The following is a 21,231-nucleotide window of genomic DNA, read 5'->3' on the forward strand; positions in this document are numbered from 1 at the left end:
CCAGTGAAAACTGGATCTTTTTTTTATGTTTGCATTTGCCAATCTAAAACGAATTATGATCCAAAAACAAATATTCTTTATTGCTGTTTTATTAGCGGTATTTCAGCTTCAAGCGCAAGAGAAAAATAGTAATTACGGAATAGGTTTGAGTTATGGATTCGGAAGTGAATTTAGTAATACTGATTATACTTTTGAAAATCATTTTTATAAGGCGCAACTCTATTACAAGATAAAAGAGACTAAAAATTTTGAATACGAAGTTTTAGTTCAGCCCGAAATCAATTTTGGAAAACACCAATTATTGAATTTCTATTTTGTTAAGCCTGAAACGCCAAATTATCAGCAAAAAAGAGATGAATATACGCGTCTAAAGGATGTTCGCGAATATGTGCTTAATTGCGGTTTTTTAGTTCGTAAGCCTGTTGGTAAAGTGTGTTCGTTTTATGTTTTAGGAAGTATTGGACCAATGATTACAGATACTGAAACAGAAAGAATGTCAAAAGGATTTGCTTTTGCCGATGTTTTAGCGCTTGGTTTTACGGTTGTTTTTAATAAAATCCAGTTTGATATTCGTCCAAGCTTAAGGCACGTTTCAAATGCAGGTTTAGGAAGCAGTAATGCTGGATATAATACGAAGAATATAGAATTTGGCATCTCGTATCAATTGTAAAGGATTTGGTTTAAAATTATATATTTTGTAATGATTTTATGAAATAATAATTAATTGTAAAAAATACTCAAGGACATAGTCCTTTTTTTTATAAATGAAGAATCTTAAATGAAAGAAAAATAATATATTTTTTATTTAAAATGAAATAAAAAGATTACATTAGTGCTTAAATATTACTGAAATGATTAAAAAGTACTTAGTAAATCTTATTGATGTCAATATCATAATATATTTAATTGTGATAATTGCGCTTAGTAGTATCCTTACCTTACTTATTATCGATAAAATAAAAGACTTTGCAAAAGAGTATAAAAAGAAATTCTATGCCTATGCTTTGATATTGGCATTGATTTATGCGCTTATTGCATTTTTAGGTCATAATAAGCGATTTACAAACCTTAGTCAAGAACTTCTTTTTTATCAGATAGTATCTTTAGTGTTTGGGGTTTTTCATGTTTGGATTTATCGTAATTATTTTCAGGAATTCAAGCAAAAGAGTTTTGTTGTAGAACTCCTTTTCGCATCTGTTGCCCCATTATACTCAAGCCTGCTGTTTGCTATTATTTATACAGCCTTAAACGGCATAAATTTTACTTTTATAATGTGTGGCCATTTTATACTATTCGTAGTTCCCACTGCGATTGATAAAGCGTTTTGTTTTATGATGCTTATACCCCCAAAAAAAATAACTACATGGACACCTGATAAGTTTTATAAAACAATTAAGAGCAATGAAATGAATGGCATTTTATTGATTACACTCTTAATAAAAAAAGAACACAGTGATGAAAAATATATTTCTATACGAGCAAAAGCACCTGTAGGCGTCAAATTTGGGCGTTTGTTTTTTCTTGCAGTAAATGGATATAACCAAAGTAATCCAGAAAATCAGATTGGATTAATGATGCCGAACAAACAAAACTATAATTGGGTTTTTTATCCTCAATCCAAATGGTACGAAAAAACAAAATACATAGATGCTTTATACGATATGGAATCCAATTTAATCAAGGAAAACTCAGTAATAGTATGTGAGCGTAAAACGGAGAAAAATGCTCCTCCAGAAATAAAGAAAATACCCGATGCTAAAATATACAACACTGATTCGCACAATGAAGATTCAGAACAGAAAAAGATTAATGAATTAAAAGAGCCTGATGAAGAAGGACCTATAAAATAAATGGATAGCATATGAAAAAAGAAGATGATAAAGAAAAGAAGAAAGAACCCGTTTTATTTGTAAGTCAAGATAATGTCCTTCCTTTTAACCCTTTTGAACTCAATCGTAACTATTCGGTTTTGTACACAATTGAAAAGGAAGGGAAAAAACAGACTCTTGAACAAAATTTCAGTCTATTAAGATTGAAACCCGATACCCAACAAGACAATTATCATTTTATTGAAATAAGTAAAACTTCAGAATTATTAATAGACGGAGAACCAATTGATACAAGAGTATATACGGTCGCAGAAAAGACTGCAGAACTTCTGTTTCCTTTACGAATAGTTGTAAATAAATACGGCAAATGGATAGATTTAAATAGTTATGACAAACTAAAAGAACGCTGGGAAAAACAAAAAGACAGCATTAGGGAATTGTTTGATGGGAAAACTTTTGCGCAGCTCACTAAAAATATTGAAAGTGCAATTGAAGATAACAGCTTATTGGTAAAACTTCTATCTGGAAACTGGTTCTTGAGGGCTTATTTTAACGGAATACACAGAGCCTACACTCAAAGTTTTGAAACGGAACGAAAATTATATTTTCCTGCAATTGCCCAAACCGAAGATTTGGAGTTTTTAATTTCTGAAAAAGTGAATCCGTATCTCAACGATCTAAACCAGATTGAAATAACCCAAAGCGGAAAATCTGAAGACGAAAATGCTGAAGAATATTACCGCGCCCAATATTTTTTGAATCCTAATAATTATCTCATAGAAGAACTGTATTTGGAATGTGATTTAATTGATATGAAGCGAAAAATTACAGTTAAAGTTAAAAACTTAGACGAGAGCAAAATTACTGTAGATAGTAGGATGTCACTTTTAGTAGAATAATAAAAAATCAAGATTATGGAGAAATATGTTGTTGTAGATGGCGCAACCTGCAAATGCAAGTTTAGTGAAGACTCAAGTGCCACGGATATTTTAGTGGTAAAATCTCAAAAAAAACATTTTGCCAATGACAAAGGAGCTAATAAAAAACTCATAGCCACAACCAAAGATATCAATCAAACCTTAAAGAGTGGCACTTTTGGCAAATGCACTTTACAGCCTACTTCAAGTGGCAATAAACCCTGCATGGCGACCATAACCTTGTGGGACGATCCTTACGAGAAAGTAACATTGAGCAATCAAGGCAAAATTTTGATAGAAGACAGTAAAGCGGGATGTCCTATAGGCGGACCAAAATGCATAGAAATTTTTAAACATGGACAGATAGCCGAGCTAGGAAGCCAGCAGATGCAAAAAGCAGATCGTGATGTTTTAAAGCAGATTAATCCTTTGTTAAATCCTGATGAGTCAGAAGACCAGCTTCCTGATTGTTATTAAAATAGTACAAAATTATGAGCAAAGTAAAAATATATGGCAATCCCAATCCTGTGATAGGGATAAAAGAATATTACTCTATACATGATTTTTTTGGCAGTTCTGCTCCATCAAAATTCATTGATCCAATAGAAAATATACCTGACGAAAATATCAAATGGAGTGTCTGGATATTATTGGGAAAGGAATGGGTAAAAATGACCAAAAACAATAAGACAGGTGCCACCGTTGAGTATACATTTACCCAAACCAGCCTTACCCGCAAAGGAATCAGGATGCTTGTTGATGCCAACGGCGAAAAAGCAGTTTTGGATATTAAAACCAAAAATAATGCAGAAAGCAAGATTCTATATGTAGAAATTTTGGACAACCTTGGAAAAAAGCCTACTAAACTATTTAGCTATGGCGAAACCATTACAGCTCGCGTGCATTGCCTGAATATGGAAAAATTTCGCATAAACGTTACTTTATGGGAAAATGACGGAGGCAAAAAAGACCTTTCTGACATTAGTATTGAAACAAAAGAAGCCAATGTATTAAATGGAATAGCCGATGTCAAATTTACTTTTGACCCCAGCAAAGTTTGGCTTGCCAATGCAAAAACGTCACCCAATGAGTCTAACGAAGGCGCATTTCATGAATATTATGTGACAGCAGAGTTTTACAAAAAAGTTTCGAAACCTACCCAAGATATTAATGTAATTAATCCAGATTATAAAGTAGATATACTTTCTAAAACTTCTGCTTCTAAACCATCTGAAAACGAAACTAAAAAAACATCTCCCGCACAACAAAAAGGACCTTCTAAAAAAGAAACCAGAGGAATAGCAAAAGCAGATAGAAAAGCGCATGATTATCAGGAACAGAAAGTTGATGTAAAAAAAGAAATCTGGAAAGATCCGTTTGTTGAAAAGATTAATAGTTACTTGACCGTTAATATTGGCGGGTATTGGGCAGATAAAAATAAAGGAAAGTGTGTTTGTAAAGATTATGATCTTATTTGGGGAAATAAAGTAAGTTGCGAGTTTAGAAAGAAAGTTATAGAAATAGCACAGAGATTAAATAAAGATCCTAATTTATTAATGGCAGCTATGGCTTTAGAAACAGGAAGAACATTTTCACCTACAGCAGGAAAAGGATCTAGTTATGTGGGGCTAATCCAATTTGGAGATGATGCTGCTGAATCAGTTGGTACAACAAGAGATGCTCTTTTAAAAATGACCGCATTACAGCAGTTAGATTATGTTGAAAAATATTTAACTAAAAATAAGTCAAAATTAACAACATTGGCAGATTTTTATTTGTCAATTCTAATGCCTGTAGATATTGGAAAAGGAAGTACTCCTAATCATATTGTATTTGATAATCAATATCATTTAGAATATAAGAAAGATGGCAAAACTTTAACAGATCTAAGTAAATCCAGACATTATGGTTACAGACAAAATCCTGTTTTTTTTTATGAAGTAGGAGAAAAAGAAAAAGTTAAAAAAGGAGGTGAAAAGTACGATGGAGAAGGTAAAACATATATATGGGAAATAGAAAAGTATGTTTCTGCTATATATGATGAAGGAAAAGGGCAAAAAACTAAAAATCTCTCATGCAATAAAGATGATGTTGTTAAACCAGATGTGGAATCAGGAACTTGGAATGTTATTATAACTGAAAAATATACAGGTAAAAAATGTGAACATGAGAAACCTAGAAATAATTGTAGGAGAGGTAAAATTGAAGTATTTGATCATAATGAGAAGATTGCTTTTACAATTTCTGATTGTTTGTTGGAAGGTGTAGCTGGAGAAGATAGGTTAATTACGAATTCTGATACCCCATATGGTACATACAAAATTTCGGCTTCTCCTTTTATAATTGGCTCTAGTTCAGGAGGGAAAAGAGTTTCGTATGGACCTAATCCAAGATTGTCATTTGAACCTATAAAAGATAGTGAGGATGAGGCTGATAAAAGTGGAAGATCTGCTATTAGAATACACGGTGGACGACAAGAGGATAAAATAACATTTAAGCCTATACCAGATCCTATTTTAAAAAGAACACATGGTTGTATTAGAATATTTGATTCCGATGCTAAATCATTTTATGAATGGTGGGTTGATTTTTATAAAAACAATCCAAATATTAAACCTGGAAAATTAAAAATAATAAAATCTTAATTATGAGAAACATCATTTTAGCAATATCAATTGCTCTATTTGTATCCTGTAAACAGCAAAATAATGAAGAATTAAAAAATGTCAATAAAAAAATAAAGGAAAAAAATATAGAAATGAAAAACACTGATGAAATTTTAATAAGTGGACTTAACCTTGATAAAATGTCCTTTTTTGGTGAAAAATTAGAAATGAAAAAATATAGATATAATGATACTTATATAGAAAATATTAAAATTGTCGATTTGTTGAATAAAGAGTATCGAGAAAGTTTTTTTAAATATTTAGCGAATTCTGTTGTTGATAGCGATGATGAATTTAAAGCTACTTATTTTTCAAAATTACTTTTAGGAAGAATTATTCAATTAAAGGATACTAATAGTTTTTATTTATTAACGGAATCGTCTAAAAATCCTTCTATATCATATAATGGGATTGAGATGATTAGTGAATATGTTTTCGATGACTTATTAGAAAATGGAATATTTTATATAAAAGAATCTTCAAAATATAATGACATTACTATTATAGAATATATTTTAAAGGATATAACTCCAAGATATATTAAAAATGAAGCTGAAATAAAAGACCCTACACGGATGTGTGCTTGTGATGATTTAGAAAAAGGTGTTATTTTATTAAGTAAAGATACTTTAGATTCAGAACCAACTTTAAAAAAGTTCAAAGATAAATTTAAGTCTGAAAAAATAATTGAAATTAATTGTTCTCCAAGTTTTGAAAATGGATGGAAGAATACTACTAATGAATATTATGATGTAAAACTATTTATCGACAAAAAAATCGAAAGTAAATTAGATCTTAAAGAAAAAATATTTTACAAAGTAAAAATTTTACCTATTCTTAAAGATTATCTTATAAAATAGTGATTGTAAACTAGAAAAATAAATCTTCAACAATTTAAAGTTAAAACAGATATTCCTGTTGTTACCTCCCCTCCGTTCCCGCACGAATCCTTTCGTGTGGGGATATGTTTGTCCAAACTCTGCTTCTAAACCATCTGAAAACGAAACTAAAAAAACATCTCCCGCACAACAAAAAGGACCTTCTAAAAAAGAAACCAGAGGAATAGCAAAAGCAGATAGAAAAGCGAATGATTATCTGGAGCAGAAAATAGATGTAAAACCTACCGTTAATTACGACCCGCAACAGGAATTTATAAATAGTCTGTTAATGGTTGATGTTGGGGATTCAATTTGGCATCAGAAAAAAAGTGATTGCCCAAATTGTGATAAAGATATTACACTTGATGAAATTAAAAAGATTTGTGTAGACAAAAGAAACAATTGTCTAGTTGAGGATGAAACCATGATAAGAGCCGCTCTTCCTTATTTAAATATATATCGTAAAAAAGTTGGCATAAATACTTGTATACGAAAGGCTCACTTTTTAGCTCAAATTTCTCAAGAAAGTAAATTTTACAGTTTGCAGGAAAACTTTAATTGGTATTGGGAGAAGCTTATAGGTAAATTCTCATCATATTTTAATCAATTTAGAACACGTCTTGAAAAAGAAACCGAGGCGAAAAGGTTAGGAAGAATTAATCGATTACCTACGCCTGGGCTAACTTTAAATCAACAAATTGAATTGGCTAATGCAATATATGGACACACACACCCGCTAGGCAGATTACACATAAACACAGGAGATGGATGGTTGTATAGTGGGAAAGGCTTTAAACAGATTACGTGGAAGGAGAATTATCAAAATCTAGAAAGATATTTCAATACTCATATGAAGGATGATAATGAACCTGATGTAGATTGGACAGATGGAGACAACCCATACAAATTGAAAAATAATCCAAAAGATGCTATAACTAGTGCATTGGCTTATTGGGGCAAGAATAATATAAATTCTCTTGCAAATGAAAATAATGCAAAAGCTGTTGAAAAAGTTTCTTTAAAAATTAATGCGATCGCTGATGGTTTGAAAGAGAGGCAAAGATTTTTCAAAAAAGCTAATGATATATTAAAGCTTAGTGAGTAAAGCAGGTACTTTTTCAAATCTAGATATAGGAACTGTTGTAGTTGTTTCTGGTGAGGGTTCAAAAAAAATCCAAGATTGGGTTGTTTATAAAACTAATATTTATTTTAATATGTCGCTAGAGACATACGAGAAACAAAAAACTGAAAATAAATTACCTGTTGAAGATTATTCTATTTTTCTATCAAGAGATGCACATGGTGATAAAACCAAATATGGGAAGCATTCTAATATGAGATACGGAAAAAATAATGAAACTCCACCTGGAGAATATTATTTAATCCCTAAATCTGATGGTCAAAAATACAAAATATATCTGAGTGATGATGGTAAATCTGCATCCATTAATGGACCACATGGAATAAGAGCAGGTATTGCTATTCATCAATATAGTCCAAAATATTCTATTGGTTGTTTGACTACGGTAACTGGTCAAGATACAAAATTAGTAGAAGAATTGCTTTCGAAATTAGAAGACTTACCACTAAATGATGAGCGACCTGTAAGGATTATTGTAGAACAGAGGTCTGTAAAAGAAGAAAAATGGGATAATACAGAAATAGGAGATACGAAATGGACTGGAATATTATAAAAAACAAAATGAAATATATTAGTATTTCACTAATTATTTTATCTGCTTCTTGCAATGGACAACATGAAAAAAATAAAAAAATGAATAGGCAAACAAACGAAAAAATTTCATCATTCAATATTTTTAATGATGGAGGTATGAATATAAATTTTGAAAAATTTATTACTGACAATAAGGAAAGAATAAGATCTGAAGTAAATAAGTATGGTTATAAGGTACCAGATACAAATACATTCTACGATAAGATTAAATTCTATTATAATTGGGATATCAAAGATTATACAAATATTATTGTTTTAGAAAATGATATGTTTCCTGTTGTTATTAAGGATTATAATTTAATCTATGTGGAAAATTCTGACGGGGAAGAAATAGATGGTCAATTAATTAGTAATTACAATAAATTTATATTTTATGATGACAACCCAGCTTTAGCTTGGTTGAAATTAAGACATCCATATCTATTGGATGATTTGGTAAGTGTTTATGGATTTACTGAAAACAATGACATATTAAAATTTGTTTTTAGCCGTACTAATTTTGAAAGTAAATCAGTACTTATTGAACTTCTGTTTCAAGATCATGAAACCAAATTGAAATTACGTGAAAAGATGGTTAAGAAATTAAGGGAAATAAAATTTAATAATGAAATTTCAACAGACTATGGTGTTGTTGTTGGAGCTGATGTTTATTCTAATTTTTCAGACTTAATCCAAGAAATCAGAAAAAAGCCAAATGACTTTCAAAAAAGTGATTATCAAATTGCTTTCTTATTAAATGAAATTATTTTGTCAGGGATAAGAGGGATTGTAGATGAGGATTTGGATGAAAACCCAGATTATATAAAAGTTTTACAGAATAATAATTATTATGGTTTTGAAAGGTTAAAAAATTATCTTGAACATGAATATTCAAATTCTTTAAGTTATAACTCTAAATATAAAATAAACGATTCAGACGGCTATACAAATCTGAGAAAAGAGAAAAATACATCTTCTGAAATTCTTCAAAAAATAAGCACTGGTTCTGAAGTTCAAGTATTGGATAATTCAGGAGATTGGTGGTTGGTACAAACCAAGGAAGGCAAAAAAGGATATGTTTATAAAACTAAGATAAAAGCGGAGTCTTTTCAATAGAAGTTTTACAACATAGAGAAAAGCAATCACATTTGAATGTCATTTTAGATAATTTATGTGTCCCAAATATCAAATTTACACCGCTTCAAAACCATCTGAAACTCAAAAACCATCTCCCGCAGAACAAAAGGTCCTTCTAAAAAAGAAACCAGAGGAATAGCAAAAGCTGATAGAAAACCCGATAGCGCGGATTTGCAATCCGTGCCCGCAAAGATTGGTTTGGTGATTGCCTGGTTATATTTGGAAATAATAAAAAAACACATTAATTTTTGTTTTACTGATTTGTTTTGTGTCTTGCTGTTGCGGGCACGGATTGCAAATCCGCGCTATCGGGTTTTATGTGCATTTTAAAGGAGCATCCGAACAATCTATTGAAGAAAAGAATTTACAAAAGGAAATAGCTGAAAAAGGAAAAATAAATGAAATTAATGGAAAAGACTAGATTATTCAAGTTCATAATGGTATTTGTTATATCAATTACCTTGTTAAGTTGTAAAAACGATGATAAAAAAGAGAACTTAAAAACCGAAATAATAAATTCACAAGATTATAAAGAGGTTATTTTTACAAAAAGTTATAAAACAACTGGCGATATAAGAGAATTAAATATTCAATACAACAATTTTCTACTTAAGTTTCGATTTATAGAAGATATAACGTTATTACAATTTGTTGTTGATGGTGAAAATGTTTCTGATTGGAAACAAATTTTATTCAATTTTGAATATTTACCTGATAATTACGATGGAATTCGATTATTATTTGATGAAAAAAAATCGAAAGGAATATTATTGTTACCTGGTTACACAGAACAATATCCAAATTTAATTGCGTATGAATTTGATGAAGATCATTTTTCATATTTAAACAATTTTAATATAAAAGATGAGGATTTAAATAAAATTTCTTTTGAAAATTTAAATAAAGAATGGAAAAAAGGCTCTTTTAAGTTAACTAAAAAATCAGACAAATATATTTTAACTTTTTGTGATGTTTCAAAAAAGAATATTTTAAATTTTGAAAGTTCTGTATTCAATGATCTTTTGCCAGAAACAGAGATAAAAAAATATATTGATAAAGTTACAAAATCAGAAAAGGCTAAATCCAATCGTAATTATAGTTTGTCTGAATTTTTAGAAGATATAAAGAAGAAAGGTCTTGAACGTTTTTTCGAAAAAAAATGTGATCTTAATCAAGATAATCGCGAAGATGAAATTTATGTTTTTTGGGATAGTAAAGAGGAAAAATTTCTTGTTTATATTGTTCTTTTGAATGAAGATTCATCTGTTCAAAAAACGTTTGAGAATGAAAATATACTTACTCCACCTGCGCCAAACTCTACAGGTACAGGACTTAATGGTATAAAATGGAATAATTATGATTTTACTTTCGTTGATAATATTTCTGAAGGACCTACACAAACCAGATTCATAACATTTCAATATGATAAAATAAATAAACAGATAAAACTTCAAAAATATAGTATAGTAACAACATATGCAGATGAATCAAAAAATTGGGAGAATACATTTACAACAAATAATTTTGGAGAAGTACAATTCATAGATTACGATAGTAAGACTATTGATGATTTATGTAATAATAAAAATAGTAGATAATACTAACAGGGGAGTATTTGAATCCAATATCATTTGCATGTTCAATCTTTTAACTCCACTTTAAAAATATAAAATGAGACACCTAAAATTTATTAGTATTATTTGTTTTACTTTTTTGATGTCTTTTTGTAAAAAAGAAACTAAAATAAAAAGTGTTCATTCAATTGAAAACTCACTAAAATTAAATGTTATAGATACTTTAATAGAATCAATAGATTCTTCTAAAATATGTAACATTCAAGACAACAAACAAAAAATCATAGAATTATTCTTTAAAAGTTTCCAAAAAGACTACAATAACCCGATAGCGCGGATTTGCAATCCGTGCCCGCAAAGATTGGTTTGGTGATTGCCTGGTTATATTTGGAAATAATAAAAAAACACATTAATTTTTGTTTTACTGATTTGTTTTGTGTCTTGCTGTTGCGGGCACGGATTGCAAATCCGCGCTATCGGGCAGAAAATAGATGTAAAAAAAGAAATTTGGAAAGATCCATTTATTGAAAAGATTAATAGTTACTTAACCGTTAATATTGGTGGATATTGGGCAGACAAAAATAAAGGAAAGTGTGTTTGCAAAGAAAATAATTTCTATTGGAGCAATAAATTAACCTGCGACGAACGCAAAAAAGTTCTTGAAGTATGCGCAAAACTTTGGGGAGAGGATAAAAAGAAAGACAAAGCAAGTGAACTAATGGCTATTATGCATCTTGAAACGGGTGAGAAAAACATGTTTAAGCCTTACGCTGACAATGGAGCTGACTATTCTGGTTTAATACAATTTAGCGACGTTTCAGCCAAAAAATTAGGCACTACAAGAGCTGAGCTAAAGAAGATGACCTTTATCAAGCAAATGGATTATGTTCATGATTATTTTGCTTCAAAGAAAGAAATATCAAACATGGTAGACTTGTATTTGTATGTTTTAAAGCCCAATGCTGTAGGAAATGGAAATAATCCTGATTATGTTCTCTTTGACGAAAGTATTTCAGTGCCGGATGGCGATGGAAGCCAAACAAGTGCTAAGCAAAGGGGTATTAATATTGGTATTGAGCCTTGGGTAACGAAATACGGCTATTCCTCAAATCCTTCATTTATGAAAGGCGAGGAACATACCCAACGAAAAAAGTGGGTTTACACCAGACAGCGTTTTGAAGACCGTTGGGGATTTATAAACGGAAAAACCACAGTGGCTGATGTTATTTTAGAATTAAAGGAAAAGCATTATGATCCTGGAGCAAAAGAGCTTTTTAAAGGTATCTGTGAAAATGCTGAAGAAGGAAGTGTTGATATCAGTGACAGAGCACCATGGATGGAAGTAGCTGTTAATGAAGCTAAAATTTATGGTGGCAAAAAACAAAATTTAATACAAGATAGAGTAACAATGTACCATAAAGAAGGAGCTAGCTATCTAGGTAAAAAAGATGCCTGGTGTTCATCATTTGCATGCTGGTGTCTTGAAAATAGTAATCCTGATTATCCTTCACCCCATTCACCAGGATCTAGATCATTTATTAATAATAAAACGGTTGAAAAATGTGAAGTATTTTACGGTGCAATAGCTACATTTTCTGATTGTAATAAAAATGGTATTGTTGAAAGCTCAGGACATGTAACTTTTGTTTATGGAAAAATAAATGGCACAGATAATTATGCCGTGTTAGGAGGAAACCAAAATAATATGATTAAAGTTTCATCGTATGACTGTAGTGGAAACGTTTTCCACAGTCATTATAGTGCCAAGAAAAAAAGAGACGTATATAAAAAATTTATGGGTTTTTTCAAGCCTAAGGGGTATCAAATAAAAACAACTGAAAAATTAACGGCATCAGATGTGTATTCAAATCCTGACGAAGCAAATAAATCAATAGGATTAAGTTCAATTAAAACTGTTAAAGGGGAGAAAGATGATTAAAAATGAAAAAAGTAAATTAACCAAACTAGGAATATTAATTTTTGTTTTGATTTATGGCTGTGCTAAAAAAAAAGAAGAAAATATTCAAAATGAAAATAAAATTAATAAAGAGACTATGTTATATAATGATAATAACGATAAGATAAAATCAATTTTAATAAAGCAGGTTGATTCTGGAAGTGATGAAGTCTATGGTAGTTTTCAAGATTACAATAAAGATGATCTAGACGCTCTTGTTATAGTTGCGCAATCCATTTTGAAATCAAGTGGATACAAAATAGTAGATAACAAGAATTTTAATGATATTGTAAAAAAAGTATTTGGAAGAATAATTGATGATCATTCCATAAATGAATATTTAAAAATTGAAACATTTGCTGAAAATAAATGCGATAAAAGTTTGCAATACTACCCTTATGCTGCTGATGCACAATACTTATATGTCGTAAAAGGTAAATTCATTACAAACTTTTACCCTCTTCCAACAATAATTGATTATTTAAAACTGTTTCCTGATGTTTCAAAATTTGAAAAAGAGGACATCATTATTGAAGATAAGATAGAGAATGTAAAAACAAAAGCTTCTCAATGGAAAGATGATTTACAATATTTAGCTCAAACAAGAGAAAAAAATATCCAGATACTTATAAATCGCAACAAATATCTATTCAATGATAACAAAGCAAGTTTGGTATGGCTAAAGTTTAACGATCAAGTTTTTCTGGAATCATTAGTTAAAATCTTTGGTTATGTTCAAGATAAAGATTTACTAAAATGGGTTTTAGACCGAAACCTAAATGATGACGAATTCGATAAATTACTTTTTACCAAAACCTGCGATAACAAATACATTTTCCATAAAGAGATTTTTGAAGTAATGACTAAAGCAGACACTAAAAGCAAAGAAAAATATCTTCTTTATCTACGAGGAAAAACAGAACTTCCAAAAGTTGAAGATACAAGTTTCAGTGATACGGCAAGAATTTATGGGCTCTATTGTTATTATGCGACAAAATTTACTCAAAGTATTGACAAAGGTTATGTTTATACCTTTTTCCCAAAATTAAATGATGAGAAATTTGAAGAAGAATTCAAAAGAAGTAACTACTACAACATTCCTGATTTTAAAAAATTATTCGATGATACTAAAAATGGTGGTATTGGTTTGCCTATGTAAATGAAGCTAATTAAAACAAAGAAAAAAGATTACTTTTCCTACTTATTAAAACTAGTCTTTTTTAATATATTTGCACTTCCTAAAAATTAAGAATTATGATCACAGAAAAAAAGTTTGCCCGTGTGGTATGGTGGCGGTATTGGAAACAACTGCAACGCGTTCTTAACTGCGTAGGACACCTAACCTACGCGGGTTTTATATTTCCCTAAAAGTTAAGATTATGAGCACCAAAACCCTTTCAAAAGAAGCCGAAATCAGGCTGATGAATTTCTTCAACGACAGAATTGATGCGCAGTCTATGGCGAAAGCATTAAGACAGGTCAATTTTACTCTCGCACTAAACGTGATGAGCGAACAAGAAAACATCCAGCAAGAAACCAAATTAAGAGATAGTTTCTATTGGCTCAATGAACTAGCTGAAACTTTAAATCCATATTTGGATGTAAATTAAAGCTATAAAAAGAAAACGCCCAATATTCGAGATATTGGGCGTTTTTTATGAATTGAAATGTTTTTATGATTCTGCTAAAGGATTTCTCTGTGCTCTAATGACAAAGAAAAGACCAATAATAATAAATGGTATGCTTAACCATTGTCCTGTTGAAAACAAGCCTAATTCGCTCTCAAAACCGCCTTGGCTTTCTTTTACAAACTCTACAATGAAACGAACAACAAATAAAAGAACTAAAAACAATCCGAATAAAAGTCCAGATTTAAGTCTTGCATTTGTTTTCCAGTATAAAAAGTATAAGATAGCAAAAACAAAAACGTAACAAATTGCTTCGTATAATTGAGTAGGATGTCTCGAAGGCACTTCGGCTAATATGTTTGCAAATCTTGGATCTGAAACGATTGCATTATATGCTTCTTTTGGATCTGCTATTCCTGTTTTTTGTACAGCTTCGGCTTTGCTGAATTTATCGTGAAGAAAACGGATTCCGAATGCAGAATTTGTTTCGTGACCAATAATTTCTGAGTTAAAGAAGTTTCCTAAACGAACAAATATTGCACCGCTTGCAACAGGAATTACAACACGATCTAAAATCCATAATAACGGACGTTTTAATATTTTTTTACTGTAGTAGTACATCGCAATAATGATTGCAATAGCTGCTCCATGACTAGCTAATCCTTGGAAACCTGTAAATTGAAATTCTGGTTCAAATCTAAATGGAAGGAAAATTTCAAGTAAATGATTTCTGAAATATTCCCAATCGTAAAAGAAAACATGGCCTAAACGCGCACCGATTAAAGTAGCTAAAACTGTCCAAACAAATAGAGAATCTAGTTTTTCAATCGATTCGTTTTCTCTTTCGAACATCTTTTTCATTAGGAACCATCCTAAACCAAAAGCAATTACAAACATTAAGCTGTAATAGCGAATCATAAAAAATCCTAAGTTGATTCCCTCAGAAGGATTCCAAACTAAATTTAAGGCGTGTGTCATGTATAAATGTTTTTATTATAGCTGTAAAAATAAATATTTAATGTAAAGTACCGCTTTCTAAAAAGTTAATGTTTGTGGTTGCATTTCTTTTCTGGTACAGGATCGTAACCGCTTCTTCCCCAAGGATGACAGCTTAAAATACGTTTGATGCCTAAAAATCCGCCATAAAATAATCCATGAATTTGCAATGCCTGAATCATATATGTCGAACAAGTGGGCTCAAATCTGCAAGCAGCGGGTGTAAACGGTGAAATGGCAGTCTGATAAAAACGGACTAACAATACAAACGGATATATTAGGATTTTTGAAAACATATTTTTTGTACCAGTTAGTTTAGTGTTCAGTTTTTCAGTTTGTAGTATTCATTAGGTTCAAAGTTTGAATCTGAACACTAAAAAACTGAACGCTGACCACTTTTTTTTATTGTATGCTAAAAGTAGTTCCTTCTTTTCCGTCTTTAAGCTGAATTCCTAAAGCGATTAATTGATCACGAATCTGGTCAGAAAGAGCAAAGTTTTTATCTGCTCTGGCTTGATTTCTCATTGCGATAAGCATGTTTACCACGCCGTCTAATTTATCGCTATCGCCATCAGCAGTTTTATCGTCATTAAGTCCTAAAACGTCATATACAAAAGCATTTACGGCTTTTTTGAAATCGGCTAAATCATCAGCAGAAATCGTTTCTTTGCCATCTTTTAATAAATTGATGTAACGAACGGCTTCAAACAATTGTGCAATCAAAATTGGCGTATTGAAATCATCATTCATTGCATCATAGCAAAGCTGTTTCCAAGCTGCAAAATCTATAGAGCTAGAATTTCCTGCAGTAATATTTGGTAAAGCATCTAGTGCTTCCATTAATCTTTTGTATCCTTTTTCAGCTGCAACAATAGCATCATCAGAAAAATCTAAGATGCTTCTGTAATGTGCTTGAAGCATGAAAAAACGAGTTACTGAAGCAGAAAATGGTTTGCTTAAAATGTTGTTGTCTCCACTAAGAATTTCGCCTGGAAGAATATTATTTCCAGTCGATTTTGCCATTTTCTTTCCGTTCAGCGTAAGCATGTTGGCGTGCATCCAGTAATTTACGGGTGCCTGACCAGTGCAAGCCTCGTTTTGAGCGATTTCGCACTCGTGGTGAGGGAATTTTAAATCCATTCCACCTCCATGAATGTCAAAATGATTTCCAAGATATTTGGTGCTCATTGCAGTACATTCAAGATGCCATCCTGGGAAACCATCGCTCCAAGGTGATGGCCATCTCATGATATGTTCTGGCTCTGCTTTTTTCCACAACGCAAAATCTTGTGGATTTCTCTTGTCAGATTGTCCGTCAAGATCACGAGTATTTGCCAGCATATCATCGATATTTCTACCGCTTAAAATACCGTAATTATTGGTTTCGTTATATTTTACTACATCAAAATAAACAGATCCATTAGCAACGTAAGCGATACCTTTATCGATAATTTTTTTAATAATTTCAATCTGCTCAATAATATGTCCTGTAGCTGTAGGCTCGATGCTTGGCGGTAAAAAGTTGAACGCTTTTAAGATGTTATGAAAATCTACAGTATAACGCTGTACTACTTCCATTGGTTCCAATTGCTCTAAGCGTGCTTTTTTAGCAATTTTATCTTCACCTTCATCCACATCGTCTACGATATGTCCAACATCGGTAATATTTCGAACATAACGAACTTTATAATCTAAATGCAGAAAATACCTGAAAATTACGTCAAAAGACATAAAAGTTCTCACGTTTCCTAAGTGAACATTACTATATACGGTAGGTCCACAAACATACATTCCAACGTTTCCTTCATGGATTGGTTTGAAATCTTCTTTTTCGCCAGAAAGCGAATTGTATATTTTTAAAGGCTGACTGCTATATAGTGGCATAGTATTTTTGTTTAATCGTTTAATCGTTTAACCGTTAATTTTGTTTAATTCGGATTGTCGGATTTATTGTTGTGAAAGATAATATTTTTTTAGATTATTTATTTGATTACAAATTTTTTCAATTTTTTCTCTTGATGCTACATAATCTGTTTCTGAAACATAATTTAAATCTTTTGAAATGATTAAATGATTTAAAGTTTCCATTGCAGATGAATAAGAAATCGTTAAAAAATGAGCTTTGTCCTTACTTGTATTTCTTGAAGTTCCTTCAGCAATATTTGTTGCAATTGAAGATGCACTTCTTTTTATTTGAGATGTTATTCCGAATAATTCATTTGATGGAAATTTACTAGTCAATTTATAAATATCCAAAATAAACATTCTTGCATTTTGCCACACATCAAGTTTCTCAAAAGAAAAAATGTACATGTTTTTTAGTTTAATCGTTTAACCGTTTATTTGTTCAGTTGTTTTTTTTCGATTAAACGATTAAACAAATAAACGATTAACCCAAATATTTAGAACTGAGTATCTAACTTAATGTAGTCAAGGAATTCTCTCTTCGTTTGAGCGTCTTTGAATTTTCCTCCGAACTCAGAAGTTACTGTGCTGCTTTCGATATCTTTAATTCCGCGTGAGTTTACGCAAAGGTGTTTTGCATCAATAACGCAGGCTACATCTTCTGTTCCTAAAGCTTTTTGAAGCTCTTGAACAATCTGCATAGTTAGACGCTCCTGTACTTGAGGTCTTTTTGCATAATACTCTACGATACGGTTCATTTTTGATAAACCGATAACGCGTCCGCTTGAGATATAAGCAACGTGAGCACGCCCGATAATTGGCAGTAAATGGTGCTCGCAAGTAGAATACACCGTGATGTTTTTTTCTACAAGCATTTCGCCATATTTGTAATTATTGTCAAAAGTAGAAGCTTTTGGCTGTTTTGCAGGGTTAAGACCTCCAAAAATTTCTTTTACAAACATCTTTGCAACTCGGTTTGGAGTTCCTTTAATGCTGTCATCTGTCAAATCCATTCCTAAAGTTTGCAGGATGTTTTCGACATCTTTTTTAATTTTTTCTATTTTTTCTTCATCAGTGATGTCAAAAGCATCCGCTCTTAGAGGGTTTTTTGCATTACTGCTGAAATGACTGTCACCTATTTCGTCTAAAAATTCTTCGTTATTTATCATTAAGAACTACTATTATAATGTGGTATATCTTTTTAAGGCGGTAAAGATAATTAATAAATGGGAAACCTTTTCTATGGTTTTTAGGATTTAATTACTCGTTTTTGGATATAATTTAAAATTTGAAGAGAAATACTGTTATTAGAAACAAAAAAGACAATAACGAAAAACGTTATTGCCTTTTCAAAGTGTATTATAATGAATTGATTATCTGTCATTGTAAACTATTAAAGCTTCCTTTAAGATATTTACTGCTGTAATCAAATCTTTTTTGTTCAACACATAAGCAATACGAACCTGATTTAATCCCATTCCAGGTGTCGAGTAGAAACCTTTAGCTGGAGCAATCATTACCGTTTCGCCATTTAAATCATAGCTTTCAAGAAGCCATTGTGCAAAATCGTCTGAATCTTCTATAGGAAGTTCGGCAATACAATAAAAAGCGCCTTTTGGTTTTGTAACCACAACTCCTTCAATCTTGTTTAATTCAGCAATTAATGTATTGCGACGTTCTTTATATTCACCAATTACTTCGTCAAAATAACTCTGTGGAGTGTCTATCGCAGCTTCACAAGCAATCTGCTCAATAGTTGGCGGACTCAAACGCGCTTGAGCAAACTTCATTACGGTTGCCAAGACGTCTTTGTTTTTTGTCACCAGACAGCCAATTCTTGCTCCGCACATACTGTAACGTTTGGACACAGAATCGACCATGATTACATTTTGCTGTACATCTTCTAGATTCATTACAGAAAAATGAACATCATCTCCATCATATAAAAATTCACGGTACACTTCATCAGCGATTAAGTATAAATCGTGTTTTTTAATTAAGTGAGCTAATTGTTTAATTTCGGCTTCAGAGTATAAATATCCAGTCGGATTTCCAGGGTTGCAAATCAGAATGGCTTTTGTTCTTGGTGTTATTAGTTTTTCAACTTCATCAATGCTTGGCAAAGCAAACCCAGTTTCGATAGTAGAAACAAGAGGCACTACAGTTGCACTTGTCGAAGAAGCAAACGCGTGATAATTAGCATAAAAAGGTTCCGGGATAATGATTTCATCTCCAGGATCTGTAATTGTGGCCAGTGCAAAAAGTAAGGCTTCAGAACCACCAGTAGTTACAATGATGTCTTCTGTGTTAACGTTTACATTTTGGCGCTGGTAAAAATGAGCTAATTTTTTTCTATAGCTTTCATATCCGGCAGACGGACTGTATTCTATAATACTCAAATCAATATTTTTTACCGCCTCGATGGCCACTTCCGGTGTCTTGATATCCGGTTGACCAATGTTTAAGTGATACACCTTGTGTCCTTTTTTCTTTGCTAAATCAGCAAAAGGAGCCAGCTTGCGTATCGGAGATTCGGGCATGTTTCTTCCCTTGTGTGAAATTGTCGGCATGAGTATAAATTATTGAAGTGCAAATTTGCATTTTTTTTTCCAATTTAACGTAAACAATACGGGGACTTGCAAAAATGTAACAATAATAAATATATTTACTAATTTTATAATAAAATATTGTCAATGAAAAAATATATAGTATTGTTTTTTGGGTTATTCTTACCTTTTTTGCTTTTTGGACAAGGCGATTTTTTATTGGAAAACAATGCAACAAAGGCCACAATACCTTTTAAATTGATAAATAACCTTGTTTTTATTCCTATAAAAGTTAATGGAGTTGAATTAAATTTCCTCCTAGATTCTGGTGTCGAAGAAACGATTCTGTTTAGTATGGAAGAAAAACAAGAAGTTAGTTTTAACAATGTGGAGAAAATCAAACTTCGTGGTTTAGGAAGCGAGGAAGAAATAGAAGGCCTGAAATCGACAAAAAATATTCTGGAAACGCATGGCCTCAAATCTAGCGACCACATGGTCTTTATTATTTTAGATCAAAGCTTCAATTTGTCTTCTCATATTGGAATTCCTGTCAACGGAATTATCGGCCATAAATTCTTTCGAAATAATTATGTTGAAGTTAATTATCAGAAAAAGAAAATAATAGTTCACGCTAAAAGTGATAAATATGAGGAAAAACTAAACAGACAGTTTAGAATGGTTCCGATAACGGTAGAAAAGGCAAAGCCTTATATCATGACAACAGCAACTGTGAATAACGAAGAAATTCCGGCAAAGCTTTTAATTGATATTGGAAATAGTGATGCTTTTTGGATTTTTGAAAACAATAAAATTAAGCTTCCAAACAAAAATTTTCCAGACTTTTTAGGAAAAGGCTTTAGTGGAGATATTGAAGGGCATCGCGCCAAAATTGATAAATTCTCGATTGATGAATTTGATTTTAAAAAACCAATTGTGTCTTTTCCTGATTCTGCCTCAATTCGTAATGTTAAGATGGTTCCAGGACGTATCGGATCTGTAGGAGGTGAAGTTTTAAAACGATTTACTTTAGTTTTGGATTATAAAGGAAAAAAGTTATACCTAAAAAAAAATAGTAAATATGGAGAACCCTTTACATACAATAAAAGCGGAATTACGATTCAGCACAATGGACTTCAGTGGGTGCAGGAAACGGTGCATCTAGAAACGGTACGAGTTGCTTCTTCAATGGATGAATTGCAGGAAAAAGATAAGAACAATAATAATTTTAAATATAAATTTGCTCTAAAACCTGTTTATGAAATTGTAAACGTGCGTAAGAATTCTGCAGCAGAAAAATGTGGATTACGCAAAGGAGATATTGTTGTAAGTATTAATAATACACAACCATATAAATATAGCCTTCAGCAGATCAATAACCTTTTAAAATCTGAAGATGACGTTTGGATAAATCTTGAAGTAGAAAGAAATAGTGTAGTCTTAAAATTTAGATTTAAACTAGAAGATGAATTGTAAAAAAAAATGAA

At 31.4% G+C, this 21,231-nt stretch carries 20 protein-coding genes; 14 read left to right on the forward strand and 6 right to left on the reverse strand.

Features of this window, described 5'->3' with window-relative positions; genetic code table 11:
* Positions 1–55: 55 nt before the first annotated feature.
* The 13 genes from NU08_RS11945 to NU08_RS12005 all read left to right on the forward strand — a co-directional run bounded on the left by NU08_RS11945 (position 56) and on the right by NU08_RS12005 (position 14,282).
* A complete protein-coding gene (locus NU08_RS11945; RefSeq protein ID WP_242502543.1) occupies positions 56–670 on the forward strand; it encodes an acyloxyacyl hydrolase in 615 nt (204 codons plus the stop codon).
* Positions 671–851: 181 nt separating this feature from the next.
* Positions 852–1,850: a TssN family type VI secretion system protein gene (locus NU08_RS11950; protein ID WP_129747315.1), complete on the forward strand. Its 999-nt coding sequence runs from the start codon at positions 852–854 to the stop codon at positions 1,848–1,850.
* Between the two features lie 11 nt (positions 1,851–1,861).
* Positions 1,862–2,728 (forward strand): hypothetical protein, encoded by an 867-nt coding sequence (locus tag NU08_RS11955; RefSeq protein WP_129747316.1) that lies wholly within the window; start codon positions 1,862–1,864, stop codon positions 2,726–2,728.
* A gap of 15 nt (positions 2,729–2,743) precedes the next feature.
* Positions 2,744–3,223, forward strand: coding sequence for a DUF4280 domain-containing protein (locus tag NU08_RS11960; RefSeq protein ID WP_129747317.1), 480 nt, complete (start codon positions 2,744–2,746; stop codon positions 3,221–3,223).
* Positions 3,224–3,237: 14 nt separating this feature from the next.
* The gene (locus NU08_RS11965; RefSeq protein WP_129747318.1) at positions 3,238–5,391 is read left to right on the forward strand and encodes a L,D-transpeptidase; all 2,154 of its coding nucleotides are present in this window, start codon (positions 3,238–3,240) and stop codon (positions 5,389–5,391) included.
* 2 nt (positions 5,392–5,393) lie between these two features.
* Positions 5,394–6,272, forward strand: coding sequence for a hypothetical protein (locus NU08_RS11970; RefSeq protein ID WP_119789717.1), 879 nt, complete (start codon positions 5,394–5,396; stop codon positions 6,270–6,272).
* Between the two features lie 94 nt (positions 6,273–6,366).
* Positions 6,367–7,395 (forward strand): glycoside hydrolase family 19 protein, encoded by a 1,029-nt coding sequence (locus tag NU08_RS11975; RefSeq protein ID WP_129747319.1) that lies wholly within the window; start codon positions 6,367–6,369, stop codon positions 7,393–7,395.
* Positions 7,388–7,984 carry a hypothetical protein gene (locus NU08_RS22445; RefSeq protein WP_207214069.1) on the forward strand — a complete coding sequence of 199 codons (597 nt, stop codon included), beginning with the start codon at positions 7,388–7,390 and terminating at the stop codon, positions 7,982–7,984. The genes NU08_RS11975 and NU08_RS22445 overlap by 8 nt, the downstream gene beginning before the upstream one ends.
* A complete protein-coding gene (locus NU08_RS11985; protein ID WP_129747320.1) occupies positions 7,966–9,120 on the forward strand; it encodes an SH3 domain-containing protein in 1,155 nt (384 codons plus the stop codon). The genes NU08_RS22445 and NU08_RS11985 overlap by 19 nt, the downstream gene beginning before the upstream one ends.
* A gap of 419 nt (positions 9,121–9,539) precedes the next feature.
* Complete coding sequence (locus tag NU08_RS11990) at positions 9,540–10,739, forward strand: hypothetical protein (protein WP_129747321.1); 1,200 nt, start codon at positions 9,540–9,542, stop codon at positions 10,737–10,739.
* A 436-nt stretch (positions 10,740–11,175) separates the two neighbouring features.
* Positions 11,176–12,654, forward strand: coding sequence for a hypothetical protein (locus NU08_RS11995; protein ID WP_129747322.1), 1,479 nt, complete (start codon positions 11,176–11,178; stop codon positions 12,652–12,654).
* Positions 12,647–13,831 carry a hypothetical protein gene (locus NU08_RS12000; RefSeq protein ID WP_129747323.1) on the forward strand — a complete coding sequence of 395 codons (1,185 nt, stop codon included), beginning with the start codon at positions 12,647–12,649 and terminating at the stop codon, positions 13,829–13,831. Before NU08_RS11995 ends, NU08_RS12000 begins: the two co-directional genes overlap by 8 nt.
* 220 nt (positions 13,832–14,051) lie before the next feature.
* Positions 14,052–14,282: a hypothetical protein gene (locus tag NU08_RS12005; protein WP_129747324.1), complete on the forward strand. Its 231-nt coding sequence runs from the start codon at positions 14,052–14,054 to the stop codon at positions 14,280–14,282.
* Positions 14,283–14,345: 63 nt separating this feature from the next.
* On the opposite strand, the gene lgt is transcribed toward NU08_RS12005, so the two are convergent.
* From lgt to NU08_RS12035, 6 genes are all read right to left on the reverse strand, one after another.
* On the reverse strand, positions 14,346–15,278 hold the full coding sequence (gene lgt, locus NU08_RS12010; protein ID WP_129747325.1) for a prolipoprotein diacylglyceryl transferase: 933 nt from the start codon (positions 15,276–15,278) through the stop codon (positions 14,346–14,348).
* Between the two features lie 65 nt (positions 15,279–15,343).
* Positions 15,344–15,592, reverse strand: a complete 249-nt coding sequence (yidD, locus tag NU08_RS12015; protein ID WP_008462282.1) for a membrane protein insertion efficiency factor YidD — start codon at positions 15,590–15,592, stop codon at positions 15,344–15,346.
* A gap of 106 nt (positions 15,593–15,698) precedes the next feature.
* Complete coding sequence (cysS, locus tag NU08_RS12020; RefSeq protein ID WP_129747326.1) at positions 15,699–17,180, reverse strand: cysteine--tRNA ligase; 1,482 nt, start codon at positions 17,178–17,180, stop codon at positions 15,699–15,701.
* 63 nt (positions 17,181–17,243) lie between these two features.
* Positions 17,244–17,609, reverse strand: coding sequence for a four helix bundle protein (locus NU08_RS12025; RefSeq protein WP_129747327.1), 366 nt, complete (start codon positions 17,607–17,609; stop codon positions 17,244–17,246).
* A gap of 89 nt (positions 17,610–17,698) precedes the next feature.
* On the reverse strand, positions 17,699–18,370 hold the full coding sequence (gene folE / locus NU08_RS12030) for a GTP cyclohydrolase I FolE (RefSeq protein ID WP_129747328.1): 672 nt from the start codon (positions 18,368–18,370) through the stop codon (positions 17,699–17,701).
* A gap of 204 nt (positions 18,371–18,574) precedes the next feature.
* Entirely contained in the window at positions 18,575–19,771 is a 1,197-nt protein-coding gene (locus NU08_RS12035) for a pyridoxal phosphate-dependent aminotransferase (RefSeq protein ID WP_129747329.1), read from the reverse strand.
* A gap of 123 nt (positions 19,772–19,894) precedes the next feature.
* Here NU08_RS12035 and NU08_RS12040 point away from each other — a divergent pair, with 123 nt between their 5' ends.
* Positions 19,895–21,220 (forward strand): PDZ domain-containing protein, encoded by a 1,326-nt coding sequence (locus tag NU08_RS12040; protein WP_129747330.1) that lies wholly within the window; start codon positions 19,895–19,897, stop codon positions 21,218–21,220.
* The last annotated feature ends 11 nt before the right edge of the window (positions 21,221–21,231 follow it).

Origin of the sequence: Flavobacterium anhuiense (assembly GCF_004151235.1) — a bacterium.
Taxonomy (GTDB): Bacteria; Bacteroidota; Bacteroidia; order Flavobacteriales; family Flavobacteriaceae; genus Flavobacterium; species Flavobacterium anhuiense_A.